The sequence below is a fragment of the Lysinibacillus sp. UBA5994 genome (assembly GCF_002429725.1).
Classification (GTDB): Bacteria; Bacillota; Bacilli; order Bacillales_A; family Planococcaceae; genus Lysinibacillus; species Lysinibacillus capsici.
In genome coordinates, this window is sequence record NZ_DJAU01000023.1 from 25,117 (window position 1) to 38,497 (window position 13,381).

The 13,381-nt window shown below is 37.6% G+C and carries 14 protein-coding genes; 4 read left to right on the plus strand and 10 right to left on the minus strand.

Features of this window, described 5'->3' with window-relative positions; all coding sequences use genetic code 11:
* Window positions 1-68: 68 nt before the first annotated feature.
* Genes B3D98_RS06915 through B3D98_RS06930 form a run of 4 tightly spaced genes read left to right on the plus strand, consistent with a single transcriptional unit; the run spans window position 69 to window position 2,544 of the window.
* Window positions 69-446 carry a GntR family transcriptional regulator gene (locus B3D98_RS06915; RefSeq protein WP_048391548.1) on the plus strand — a complete coding sequence of 126 codons (378 nt, stop codon included), beginning with the start codon at window positions 69-71 and terminating at the stop codon, window positions 444-446.
* A gap of 1 nt (window position 447) precedes the next feature.
* Complete coding sequence (locus tag B3D98_RS06920) at window positions 448-1,290, plus strand: ABC transporter ATP-binding protein (protein ID WP_004224974.1); 843 nt, start codon at window positions 448-450, stop codon at window positions 1,288-1,290.
* Window positions 1,291-1,292: 2 nt separating this feature from the next.
* Window positions 1,293-1,919, plus strand: a complete 627-nt coding sequence (locus B3D98_RS06925) for an ABC-2 transporter permease (protein ID WP_103117595.1) — start codon at window positions 1,293-1,295, stop codon at window positions 1,917-1,919.
* Window positions 1,920-1,929: 10 nt separating this feature from the next.
* Entirely contained in the window at window positions 1,930-2,544 is a 615-nt protein-coding gene (locus B3D98_RS06930; RefSeq protein WP_288582010.1) for an ABC-2 transporter permease, read from the plus strand.
* A 42-nt stretch (window positions 2,545-2,586) separates the two neighbouring features.
* On the opposite strand, the gene B3D98_RS06935 is transcribed toward B3D98_RS06930, so the two are convergent.
* The 10 genes from B3D98_RS06935 to infB form a co-directional block, all read right to left on the minus strand.
* Complete coding sequence (locus tag B3D98_RS06935) at window positions 2,587-2,712, minus strand: hypothetical protein (RefSeq protein ID WP_269898918.1); 126 nt, start codon at window positions 2,710-2,712, stop codon at window positions 2,587-2,589.
* 179 nt (window positions 2,713-2,891) lie between these two features.
* Window positions 2,892-4,115 carry a M16 family metallopeptidase gene (locus B3D98_RS06940; protein WP_288582013.1) on the minus strand — a complete coding sequence of 408 codons (1,224 nt, stop codon included), beginning with the start codon at window positions 4,113-4,115 and terminating at the stop codon, window positions 2,892-2,894.
* Between the two features lie 89 nt (window positions 4,116-4,204).
* Window positions 4,205-6,319, minus strand: coding sequence for a polyribonucleotide nucleotidyltransferase (gene pnp / locus B3D98_RS06945; protein WP_048391556.1), 2,115 nt, complete (start codon window positions 6,317-6,319; stop codon window positions 4,205-4,207).
* Window positions 6,320-6,942: 623 nt separating this feature from the next.
* Complete coding sequence (locus tag B3D98_RS06950; RefSeq protein ID WP_288582016.1) at window positions 6,943-7,461, minus strand: DoxX family protein; 519 nt, start codon at window positions 7,459-7,461, stop codon at window positions 6,943-6,945.
* Between the two features lie 440 nt (window positions 7,462-7,901).
* Window positions 7,902-8,171: a 30S ribosomal protein S15 gene (gene rpsO / locus B3D98_RS06955; RefSeq protein ID WP_004224992.1), complete on the minus strand. Its 270-nt coding sequence runs from the start codon at window positions 8,169-8,171 to the stop codon at window positions 7,902-7,904.
* Between the two features lie 174 nt (window positions 8,172-8,345).
* Window positions 8,346-9,293: a riboflavin biosynthesis protein RibF gene (gene ribF / locus B3D98_RS06960; RefSeq protein ID WP_004224996.1), complete on the minus strand. Its 948-nt coding sequence runs from the start codon at window positions 9,291-9,293 to the stop codon at window positions 8,346-8,348.
* Window positions 9,294-9,305: 12 nt separating this feature from the next.
* A complete protein-coding gene (gene truB / locus B3D98_RS06965) occupies window positions 9,306-10,217 on the minus strand; it encodes a tRNA pseudouridine(55) synthase TruB (protein ID WP_004225000.1) in 912 nt (303 codons plus the stop codon).
* A gap of 115 nt (window positions 10,218-10,332) precedes the next feature.
* A complete protein-coding gene (gene rbfA / locus B3D98_RS06970; protein WP_004225003.1) occupies window positions 10,333-10,674 on the minus strand; it encodes a 30S ribosome-binding factor RbfA in 342 nt (113 codons plus the stop codon).
* Between the two features lie 78 nt (window positions 10,675-10,752).
* Window positions 10,753-11,031, minus strand: coding sequence for a DUF503 domain-containing protein (locus B3D98_RS06975; protein ID WP_008178987.1), 279 nt, complete (start codon window positions 11,029-11,031; stop codon window positions 10,753-10,755).
* Entirely contained in the window at window positions 11,031-13,313 is a 2,283-nt protein-coding gene (gene infB / locus B3D98_RS06980; protein ID WP_048391561.1) for a translation initiation factor IF-2, read from the minus strand. The genes B3D98_RS06975 and infB overlap by 1 nt, the downstream gene beginning before the upstream one ends.
* Window positions 13,314-13,381: the final 68 nt, after the last annotated feature.

A 13,381-nucleotide genomic window follows, 5' to 3' on the forward strand; every position in this document is an offset into this window, starting at 1 on the left:
CGAATATGTTGCATTTTCATCGCCTTCTGTATATAGTGTATATATACAGTTATAAGAGGTGATGATTTGTGCATATCCATTTAAGTAATGCGAGTGAAAAACCTATTTATGAGCAAATCACCATACAGCTCAAAGAGGCTATTTTAGCTAATAAATTACAGGCTGGTGATGCACTACCGTCTATCCGCGCTTTAGCAAAGGATTTAAAAATAAGTGTGATGACCACTAAACGTGCCTATGCTGATTTAGAGCGAGATGGTTTCATTGAAACTGTCGCTGGTAAAGGGAGCTTTGTCACAGAACGAAATCAAGACTTTCTACGTGAGGAGCTATTACGGCAGGTAGAGGGGCATTTGCAAAAGGCAGCAAAAATAGCGAAAACCGCTGGACTTTCTGGTGAAGAATTACAAGAACTACTATCTTTAATGTTAGAGGAGGATAAGTAATATGAATGCCATTGAAATTCATGATCTACATAAGGGCTTTGAAGGCTTTTTTCTTAAAGATATAAGTTTTTCCGTCCCTCAAGGCACGGTAATGGGTTTTGTTGGAGAAAACGGGGCTGGCAAATCAACAACGATAAAATGCATGCTGAATTTAATAAAAAAAGAATATGGCGAAATTTTGCTATTTGGCAAAGATCATGTCGAACACGAACTATCGATAAAAAACGACATCGGCGTTGTATTTGACGATTTACATGTACCAGAAACGCTAAATGCGACCCAACTCGACAAAATCATGAGAAAAGTATTTCAAACATGGGATTCAGACTATTATTTTGAAAGATTAGCTCAATTTAAGGTGCCAAAGAGGAAGAAAATAAAGGAACTATCACGAGGAATGAGGATGAAGCTATCAATTGCCTTAGCATTGGCACATCATCCAAAATTATTGATTTTAGATGAGCCAACAAGTGGATTAGACCCTATTATTCGGGATGAAATTCTGGATTTATTTTTAGCATTTATGCAGGATGAAACGCACAGCATTTTATTTTCATCACATATTACAAGCGATTTAGAAAAAATTGCTGACTATATTACGTTAATTCATAATGGTGAGATTTTATTGAGCGAGAGTAAAGATGCTCTATTATATGAATATGGTATTTTCAAAGGTAACAGTGAGGAAGTAAACGACTTGCCAGAGCATGCTATTCTAAGAACCCGTCCTGGTGCGTTTGGAATAGAAGCATTAGTTCTGAAAAATGAAGTAAATGAGGCTTTCAGACTTGAAAGACCTTCTATAGAAGATATCATGCTATTTTTCGTGAAAGGTAGTGTGTAAATATGGTAGGACTTATCCTAAAAGATTTAATGACCATTCAACGACAAATGAAAGCACAAGCATTTGTTCTTATATTTCTTCTTATGATGGCGATTTTTATGCAGCAAAGCGCAATGCTTCTAGCTGTTATTGTTTTTATTGTTACGATACAAGCAATAACTGCGCTTAGCTACGATGAACAAAGTAAGTGGGATAAATACGCTAATACTTTACCAATTTCTAAAGCAGATATCGTTTTTAGTAAATATATACTTAGTGTGATGTTAATGATTTTCGGACTTGTTATGGCATTACCTATCCTATTTTTTATCAATTTTTTTACCAAAAACGACATCACTTCAGAATTTTTCCTAACGTTTAATTTGATCATAACATCGGCGCTCTGTTTATTAGCCGTATTACTACCTATCTATATTAAATTTGGCTCTATTAAAGGAAGAATAGTCCTCATTGCGTTTTGTTTTATCCCTGGCTTCTTAACGGGGATGTTTAAAGAATATATCCCTGATATGACTCAAACGTTTCTATATTTAAAGCAATATGTCTATTTAGCACCTTTGGGCGGGCTAATACTGCTCTGCCTCTCCTCTCTAGTTTCTACTGCTATTTATAAAAGAAAAGAGTTTTAGGAGGGATCTCATGCGAGCACTGTTGTTACAAAGAATTGTCGTACAAAAATGGACTATTCTTTTTACAATGACGATATGTTTATTTCTTCATTTTGTACATTTACCTTTTGTAGATAGTCCTTCTATCGGATTATTTGTTGTCGTTATTTCAGCCAACATCGTAGATAATTTATATAGAGGCGACCGTCAAGTAAAGTGGACAATGTATGTCAATACGCTACCTCTATCAAAGAAAACACAATTGCAATCCGATTTTTTATTTTGCTATGGCCTTATTGCATTGCTCTTTATTATCCTTGCGCCTATGTATTTCTCACAACCCGATGCATCTGAAAATTTTATCGAGCATCTTGCTATGTACTTTGCTTATATAAGTAGCGCCTCTTTCCTCATCTGTAGTCAATTTTATATTCAGCATCTTGATGAAACAGAGAGAATGCGAACGGTTAGAATGCTTACAGCTATTGTGCTTATCATTCTGCTAAATTTTGTTATTCATTATTATTTATCACTAGTAGCTGCAAATTTAATTATCTTATTCATACCAACACTGGTTAGTATCCTCATCACTTTTCTTGTGTTTCACAAATGTCTTTATTTATATTTGGCAAAGGAAATTTGCTAAACATTCATCAAAAAATAGGCTGCCTTATTTGGCAGCCTATTTTTAATCGTGTTGAATAGCAAAACAGTCAATTAAAAGGAAATGGATTTCATTGCAGGCTACTTGCTTTCCTATGAGCATGTGCAGAGCGGCTTCCTTCGCTACCTCTCCATTTAGAGAGGGTGACATGTCTCGCTATCCCCTTGAATCAAGTACCTTCCCTCGCCAGTTCATAAAGTGTTACCTTCTGGGTAAAGGTTTTCACTACTCATTTTATGGAGGGCTGTTGTCACTTATCCACATTGAAAATAAATGCCAATCTCCTATCTAATAATAGCTTGAACAAATACTATCTTATTAAAATATCTTTATTCGCTAGGACCTATGATTGAGATAGCTGGCTCTGCTTTTAAAATTTTAGCAATCAGCCGATCCACTGACTCCATCGATACGGCATCTATCGATTTAAGAACCTCGTCTACTGTTCGATGCTTGCGATGAACAAGTTCACTTGTTCCATTTCGATTCATACGAGCTCCCGTACCTTCTAATCCAAGGACAAAGCTTCCTTTAAGCTGCTCTTTCGCATTATCAAGCTCCTCCTCTGTCACACCACCCGCTACAATATCTAATAAAGTGGCATCAATCGTGTGCTGAAGCTGTGCTAATTGCTGTCGACTAGTACTACCATAAATCGTAAAAGCACCTACATCTGCATAACACGATTGATAGGAGAAAATAGAATAGGCTAGCCCACGTACTTCTCGTACTTCCTGAAACAATCGAGAACTCATATTGCCTCCAATTATATTGTTAAGCGCAATAAAGCTATACATATCTGGATCTTTTACACCAATTGCTGGATAGGAAATCGCGACATGTGCCTGCTCTGTATCGCGTATTTTTGTAATTTCCCCTGGATAAAATGAAGGATTTGTCAGGACAGGCGCCATAGCATGCGGTGAAGGTTGATAGTTACCAAATAAATCTTCAATCGTTTGCATAAGCTGAGATGAAATATTACCTGCAATAGAAATAACAACGGACTCTGGCCCATAATGTTTATCCATATATTTTCGTATAGCATCTGCTGTAAATGTCTTTAATGTAGCAGCCGTACCTAGTATTGGACGACCGAGTGCATCATTCGGATACATGACACCCCACAGCTTCTCATGAACGTCATCATCAGGAGCATCTTCGCTCATTAAAATTTCTTCTAATACTACTTGTCGCTCTTTTTCTAATTCTTCTTCCGCAAAGATAGAATTGAAAAACATATCTGCTAGTATTGTGACCGCAAGCTCCGCATGATGATCTAAAACTTTAGCATAGTAACATGTATTTTCTTTCGATGTGAAGGCATTTAGCTCTCCTCCGATTCGATCAAATTCTTCAGCAATTTGACGAGCTGAACGAGTTGTTGTGCCTTTAAACAACATATGCTCAATAAAATGTGTGATACCATTCTCTTCAGGTAGCTCATAGCGAGAGCCAGCATTCACAAAGATACCTAATGCCACTGATCTTACATGATCAATTTGCTCTGATACAATTCGAACACCATTCTGACATGTATGTACTTGAACCAAACTATCTCCCCCAATTATAAAAATCCTCTACTTTTCTTCTTGCTACTATCGAAAAAGGCTGCGCAATTTACGCAGCCTTTTAATCAATATTATTTTTCTTGTTCAGCGCGCTCTTTTTCCTCTTGAATTACTACTTTGCGAGATAAATTCACACGACCTTGCTTGTCGATTTCAATCACTTTCACAAGTAATTGATCGCCAAGTTTTAAGACGTCCTCCACTTGCTTTGTTCGTTCCTCTTGAATTTCAGAAATGTGAAGCAAGCCATCTTTCCCTGGGAAGATTTCGCAAAAGGCGCCGAATTTTTCAATACGTTTCACTGTTGATAAGTAGTATTCCCCTACTTTAGCTTCACGTACGATATCTTCAATAATTTGTTTTGCACGTGCATTCATTGCTTCATCAGCAGAAGAAATATAGATTGTACCATCTTGCTCTGTATCAATTTTAACGCCCGTTTCTTCAATAATTTTATTAATTTGTTTACCACCTGGTCCAATTACATCACGAATTTTATCAGGATTAATTTTTACAATAACAATTTTTGGTGCAAACGCAGATAATTGTTTACGTGGCTCTGGCAGTGTAGCAAGCATTGATTCAAGTATATGCATACGTCCAACTTTTGCTTGTGTCAGTGCTTCTTCTAAAATATTGCGAGATAAACCATCAATTTTAATGTCCATTTGTAGAGCTGTTACACCTTTAGCTGTACCAGCCACTTTAAAGTCCATATCGCCTAAATGGTCTTCCATTCCTTGAATATCCGTTAAAATAGAATAATGTTCACCTTTTTTAATAAGGCCCATTGCAATACCTGCAACTGGTGCTTTTAATGGGACACCTGCATCCATCATGGCTAATGTAGACGCACAAATAGAAGCTTGAGAAGTTGATCCGTTTGATTCAAGTACTTCTGATACACAACGAATTGTATAAGGGAAGACCGACTCATCAGGAATGACTGCTTCAAGTGCACGCTCACCTAACGCACCATGACCAATTTCACGACGACCTGGCCCACGGATTGGACCCGTTTCCCCTACAGAAAATTGTGGGAAGTTATAATGGTGCATAAAGCGTTTTGACTCTTCCACACCCAAACCGTCAATAATTTGTACATCACCAAGCGCACCTAATGTACAAATAGAAAGTGCTTGTGTTTGTCCACGTGTAAACAGACCTGAACCATGTGTACGTTGTAATAAGCCTGTTTCAGAAGAAAGTGGTCGGATTTCGTCGAGCTTACGACCATCTGGACGAATCTTATCTTCCGTGATTTGACGGCGTACTTCTTCTTTTACCATCTTGTCAAGAATTGTGTACACTTGTTTCATTGTTTCGTCATCTGCTTCTTGCTCTTCATAGGAAGCGATAACTCGCTCTTTAACAGCTTGAATTGCCTCATCACGAGCATGTTTCTCTGCCGTTTGAATTGCGTCATGCATATCAGTCTCACAAGCTGCTTTTATATCGGCTTGAATTGCTTCGTCAATTTCAAATAGTGTCACTGGTAACTTTTCTTTACCAACCTCTGCCACAATTTGCTCTTGGAAAGCAATGATTTTTTTGATTTCTTCATGACCGAACATAATCGCTTCTAACATGATTTCCTCTGGTACTTCAAGTGCTCCCGCTTCAACCATATTGATAGCATCTTTGTTCCCTGCTACAGACAAATGAATTGTTGAGCGATTCGATTGCTCTACTGTCGGGTTTACAATGAATTCTCCATCAATATAACCAACTTGTACACCTGCTATAGGCCCATCAAATGGAATATCAGAGATCGCTAATGCTAATGATGAACCAACCATTGCTGCCATTTCAGATGTACAGTCAGGATCATTTGACATAACCATAGAAATAACTTGTACTTCATTACGGAAACCATCCGGGAACATCGGACGAATCGGACGGTCGATTAAACGGCTTGCTAAAATCGCCTTTTCAGATGGACGTCCTTCACGCTTAATAAAGCCGCCAGGAATTTTACCTGCAGCATATAGACGCTCTTCATAGTTTACTGTTAATGGGAAGAAATCAAGTGGTTTAGGTGATTTTGACATTGTTGCTGTAGCAAGTACAGAAGTATCGCCATAGCGTACTAATGCGGCTCCGTTTGCTTGTTTTGCTAACTGTCCTACTTCAATTACAAGTGGACGGCCAGCCCATTCATAGGAATAGACTTTCTTTTCGTTCATTCAATGAACCCCTCTCTATTATAAAAACACTTACTTCGTCTGTATGTACTAATAGTAAGTGTACCAAAAATGCTTGTTCTATGCTAAATAATATTTCATGAAATAATCATACATTTAAATTCAGTTATTGCCAATTTATTTAAGATTTATTTCATTATTTTATTGAAAAAGCATTTTTGGTATATGGATTTTTTTATATTGATTCCTTCTTGACGAAAAGTAATGTATGTAAATGGAAATAACTGCTTCGCTAACATTAGTTTTTCAAATACAAGTTTAAACAATAGACTTATTATAACATGGAGCTTATCATACAACATCCTATAAGGTAAAAGAAAGTTGGCTCATCTAGGAAAGTTAGTAAGTCAGGCAAATAATAGTCGGGATTTACATAGTGTTGAAAAGTAAAACCATCAATAGAATTTTTGTGAAAGTTGCGTAAGTGAGTAAAGCTGGATCATCGGACGCCCAGTGGAACGGAAATCACCCCCTCACCTTGCAAAAAGGGCTTTTCTGCTAGTGACATTTCTTTTTTCAACAACTTAAATACCCCACCCATATAATGGGCGGGGTATATTCAGACTAATGAGTAGTCTCCTAATATAAGATATGTAAAAAGTTTATTATGTAATTTTAACAGGTTGAACAACTTCTTTTTTCTTATTTCTCGCCATCTTTTCACCTATGATTGGAATAATGAAGCGGTCAAGCCCGAATTTCCCAGCATTGTAACCAGCAACGGCTATAAAGATTGCAAGTAAAATATCCCAAGGATTGCTAGATATAGTACCTGCCATTAGGAAGGCAAAATTCATGACCATACCAAAAAATGCAGCATATGTCGTTAAGCATCCCAGAATTAATCCTAGCCCTACTAAAAATTCTCCCCAAGGCACAAGAATATTAATTAGCTCAGCATTTGGCAAAGCAAATGATTCAATAAACTTTACATACAGTGGGTAGGCGAGCTCTTCTCCACTTGTCACTGGATTTGCAATAGCATTGGCTAAAAAGCCAGATGCATCAAAGCCATTAAACAATTTTCCCCAACCTGCTGTAAGCCAATGCCAGCCTAAATAAACACGAATAACTGTTAAAATACCTGCAACAATATTATTCTCTCTTAATAATTGGTTAAACATCCTACTCACCCTTCTAAATGATTTAGTTTACATTTCACCAACTATTAACATAGAAAGTTTTCTAACCCATAGCCATCGTTTACTAGTATTCAATGATAGCATTTAGATTGTATGATTGACGCTTATGTACCAATTTTGAGCCTCTATCCTATAATTTGCTGGATTGTATTTCATGAAATATAATAGCAATCTAGCCTTCAATTTATCTACTTCAATTACACTTGCAAATGATGAACGCAATGACTATAAATGGGCTGTGAAATGTGATTAGAATATATCACCCTTTTATCAAGTATCAAATCATTTTTATCTATCGTTCATCGTAGTGTAAAAAAGTTATGGCTTATTGTTGAACAAAATTAACAAGATTATCTCAAAAAAAGACTGTAGACAAACATCAGTTTGTCTACAGTCTAATATAGGATTACTTTTGCTATTAATTAGCGACGTAAGCCTAAACGGTTGATTAATTCACGGTAACGTTGTACGTCTGTTTCACGAAGGTATTTTAATAAGTGACGACGACGACCTACCATTTTAAGAAGACCACGCTCAGAGTGGAAATCTTTTTTGTGAGTACGTAAGTGAGTATTTAGAGCATTGATTTCCTCTGTTAATACTGCAACTTGTACTTCTGGTGAACCAGTGTCACTTTCGTGAGTACGGTACTCAGCGATAATTTCGTTTTTACGTTCTTTTGTAATAGCCATTTGTATGGACCTCCTAAATTATAATTAATCCCCATTAGCACAGTAAACGTTGGAGTCATCGATATACCGAGCTAAGGTTAAGCATTTATGCACTTATGAATATTACCATAAATCACATAGTCAAGCAAGTAAAACGTCGACTTGGCTAATGTGACTACTGTAATGAAGTACTTCTTATAGCTGGTTAAAGTAACGGATTGCTTCTTGTTTATCCTTTTCAATTTGTGTTTTCAAGGCCTCAATACCATCGAATTTCCGTTCACTTCGTATACGTTTATACCATGCCACATGTACTTCTTCACCGTAGATATTTTTATCAAAGTTTAAAATATGGACTTCAATCGATAATTGCTTATCATTTGGATCTTTGAAAGTTGGCTTATAGCCCACGTTGCAAACACCATCATACCAGTTATTTTGTACAAGCAGACGAACAGCATAAACACCACTAGCTGGAATAAACGTTCCTTCTAATGCTTGGACATTTGCAGTAGGGAAACCAATAGTACGACCACGTTTATCACCATGGACAACAATCCCATTGATTTCAAACGGTCTCCCTAATAAAACTGTTGCTTCTTCCATATCGCCTTCTTGTAATAGCTTGCGTATACGGGTAGAGCTGATTTTCTCAACATCATCTGTTTTCTTCTCAACAATTGTAACGCCATAATCACCATTACTTAATAAACGCATATCTTCCATTGTTCCCTTACCAAATGCTCCAAACGAATAATCGAAGCCAGCTGTCACATGCTGAATATTTAATCCACGGATAAATGTATCAATAAATGCCGCTGGTGAAAGTTTGGCAAAATCTGAAGTGAAGTGGACAACGAATACCGTATCCACACCCTGTTCTTCAAACAGCTGTAATTTCTGTTGTAAGAGTGTAATATAAAAAACCTTTTCGTTACGTCCACCAAGGACTAATGAAGGATGTGGATCGAATGTCATCACTGCAGTTGGAATTTGTCGCTTGTTGCCCTCTTCCTTAGCTGCCTTGATAACTGCTTGATGCCCTCTATGTACACCATCGAAAAAGCCAAGAGCTAATGAATACGGCTGCATGCTTTCTCGTTGCTGTAATTGATGTGGGTATTTTAAATGAATGACCTCCATTGAAAAATCCTCCTACTCTATCGTCGGAAACATCTTATGTGGCTTCATCAAACCATCCTTTGTTGGGTGAGCTTGATAAACCGCAACTGCCTTTCCATTGATTCCATACACAATTTTATCATGACTATTTAATAATGCATCTGCTGGAAGCACTTGTCCATTGAAAATTTCTTTTTCATTGGCATTCGTAATCTCAATATATGGATAGTCTGCTAATGCATACTCGACAGGTAAAATGCAGGAAGCTACTTGCTCAGTCTCCATTAGCTCAGCAACCTGTGCTAACGTAAAACAGTTATCCTGTGTAAAAGTACCAGAAGCAGTACGTACAAGCTCCTTCATATGTGCTGGATAGCCAAGCGCCTCACCAATTTGCACAGCTAGTGTTCGAATATATGTCCCTTTACTACAGGCGATACGTACTGGAAATGTGATTTCTTGTCCCTCATAATGTGCTAGCTCATCAAGTAGCTCTAAATTATAAATTGTTACTTGGCGAGTTGGTCTTTCAACACTTTCACCTTTTCGCGCATATTCATAGAGGCGCTTCCCATTAACTTTTACTGCTGAAAACATGGGTGGTGTTTGTTCAATAACTCCAGTCAATGAAGCTAAAACCTCTAACAACTGCTCACGAGAAAATTTTTTTATCGTAAGATCTTCTTCAACGGTTTCACCTTCTGCATCCTCGGTTGTCGTGGTACGACCGATTGAAATGATTGCTTCATAGGTTTTCCCTGCGTCAGTTAAATATTCTGCTATTCGAGTTGCTTGGCCAATACAAATTGGTAGTACGCCCTCAACACCTGGATCCAGTGTACCTGTATGCCCAACTTTTTTTGTCCGCAAAATTTTGCGTAATTTAAAGACACAATCATGGCTTGTCATGCCTCTTTCTTTCCAAAGCGGTAAAATACCGTTCATATAGCTCCTCCCAAACTGCTTACTCTATCATTTATTTATTCATTGGCAATATAACTTTTTCCATGAAGCTAAAAAGTCTGCCTGCATAAACATGCATGTGGCAGACTTTTTTAGCTTATTCTTTGTGTAAATCTCTTAACAATGAATCAATACGGTTCCCATATTCAATCGATGAATCAAATTCAAAGATTAATTCTGGTGTACGTCGTAGACGAATGCGTGATCCGATTTCAGAGCGAATGAAGCCCGAAGCTTTTACTAAAGCTTTAAGCGTTTCCTCTCGTTCACGTTCGTTGCCTAAAGATGTAATATAGATTGTCGCTTGCTGTAAATCACCCGTTACTTCAACACCTGTAACAGTCACAAAACCAACACGCGGATCTTTTATTTTACGGCCAAGAATATCACCAAGCTCCTTTTTCATTTGCTCGGCAACACGGTTTGAACGTAGAGACATAATTTATCACCTCTATTTCGATGTACAGATAGTTGTGTGTTCCATGCTTTCGTAAGCTAGACAACTATCTACTACTACTTATAAATAATCTCGCCACACATTAAGCTGTTCCCATGACGGATTTGACTCTAAATAGTGGAGCGCGTGATTAATTTCTCGTTCAGCTGCTTCTTTGGACGAAGAAACAGCAACAAGTGCTAATTTCGTACGCTGCCATACATTTTGATGGTCAATTTCCGCAATAGAAACGTTAAATTTCTGCTTTGTGCGGGTAATCATACGCTGTAAGACAGCACGCTTTTCCTTTAACGAATGGGCAGTTTGAATGATAAATTCAACCTCTGCATACACGATCATTAGGCGCGTTTAACCTCTTCCATAATATAGGCTTCAATAATGTCGCCTTCTTTAATATCGTTGAAGTTTGTAATCGTAATACCACATTCGTATCCTTTTGCCACTTCTTTTACTTCATCTTTGAAGCGTTTAAGCGTATCTAGCTCACCTTCAAAAATAACGACGTTATCACGGATCACACGTACACCTGAATCACGTGTCACCTTTCCTTCTGTTACATATGAACCAGCAATTGTACCAACTTTTGATACTTTAATTGTTTGACGAACTTCTGCTTGACCAATAATTTTTTCTTCAAATTCAGGATCAAGCATACCTTTCATTGCTTGTTCAATTTCTTCAATTACTTTATAGATAATGCGGTGTAAGCGAATATCTACACCCTCTTCTTCTGCTGCACGTTTTGCGTTAACATCCGGACGTACATTAAATCCAATAACGATGGCATTAGAAGCTGCTGCAAGAGAAATATCAGATTCGGTAATAGCTCCAGCACCTGTATGAATAATTTTCACATTTACGCCTTCCACATCAATTTTCATTAGGGAGGCTGCCATAGCTTCAACAGTACCTTGAACGTCAGCTTTCACAATTAAGTTGAGCTCTTTCATTTCGCCTTGGCTCATTTGTTCAAATAAGTTATCAAGCGTTACACGTTGTTTTTCTGAACGTTGTGCTTGAATCGCTGACATTGCTCTTGTTTCTCCAACTTGACGTGCTGTTTTCTCGTCTTCAAAGACAACGAAACGGTCACCTGCTTGAGGTACATCATTTAAACCTGTAATTTCAACTGGAGTTGATGGGCCAGCTTCTTTTACTCGACGACCTTTGTCATTTACCATCGCACGTACACGACCATACGTATGACCTACAACGATTGGGTCACCTACTTTTAATGTTCCATCTTGTACTAAAAGCGTAGCAACAGAGCCACGACCTTTATCAAGCTGAGCTTCGATTACTGTTCCAAGTGCTAAACGTTCTGGATTTGCTTTAAGCTCGCCTACTTCAGCTACAAGTAAAATCATCTCTAACAATGTATCAATGCCTTCACCTTTTAACGCTGAAATTGGAACGAAAATTGTATCTCCACCCCATGCTTCAGGAACTAAGCCATGTTCTGTTAATTCTTGCATCACACGATCTGGATTTGCAGATGGTTTATCCATTTTATTCACAGCCACAATTATTGGTACTTCAGCAGCCTTGGCATGATTGATCGCTTCTACTGTTTGTGGCATAACACCATCATCAGCAGCTACAACTAAAATTGTTAAATCCGTTACTTTTGCACCACGCGCACGCATTGTTGTGAAAGCTGCATGTCCTGGTGTATCAAGGAATGTAATTTTCTTGTCGCCTTCTGTAACTTGGTATGCACCAATATGTTGTGTGATACCACCAGCTTCTCCTGCCGTTACTTTTGTATGGCGAATAGAGTCTAATAAAGTTGTTTTACCATGGTCAACGTGACCCATAATTGTTACAACTGGCGGACGTTCTGATAAATCTGCCTCGTTTACTTCTTCTGTTTGCTCGAAGTGTGTTTCTAAATCCGTAATATCTACACGAATTTCTTCTTCCACTTCTACACCGTAGTCTGCGCAAATTAATTCAATTGCATCCTTATCTAATTCTTGGTTAATTGTTGCCATTACGCCAAGCATGAATAATTTTTTAATGATTTCAGATGGTTCACGGTGTAATTTTTTTGCTAATTCTGCTACTGATAATGATTCAACAAAAGTAATTTTTTCTGGAAGTTCCTTTTGTTTCACTGGAATTGATGGTTGATGCGTTTTTGGATGGCGACGTTTGCCTCCATGAATCCCTGGTTTTGGACGTTGGTTGTAACCACCGCCACCTCTACGATTATTATTGTTATTATTATTATTTTGTGTCATATTTCTATTTTGATTACCTTTTGTATTCTTAGATTTTTCGTTAGACGAATTTGAGTTTTGCTGTGCATGTTGCTGATTGTTTACTTTTGGCTTAGAAGTAGCAGATTGCTGCCTTTGTCCTTCTTGCTTTTTCACCGAATGCTGTGGTTTTTGCTGGCCATTTGATTGAGGTTTTTGTGCCATGTTTTGAGTTGATTGTTTTGCTACATTTTTCTCAGGTGTTGCTTTAAATGTTTGATTTAACTTTGCCACAGCGTCTTTTTCCAACATAGACATATGGTTTGTTACACTCACATTTAATTTACTTAGTGCTTCAATAACCTCTTTACTCGTTTTATTCACTTGCTTCGCATATTCATGAACTCTGATTTTGGTCATCTGCTCACCCCCGATTATTTTTCGTTGAGTAGACTAGACAATTTACTTGCAAAACCTTTATCGGTAAT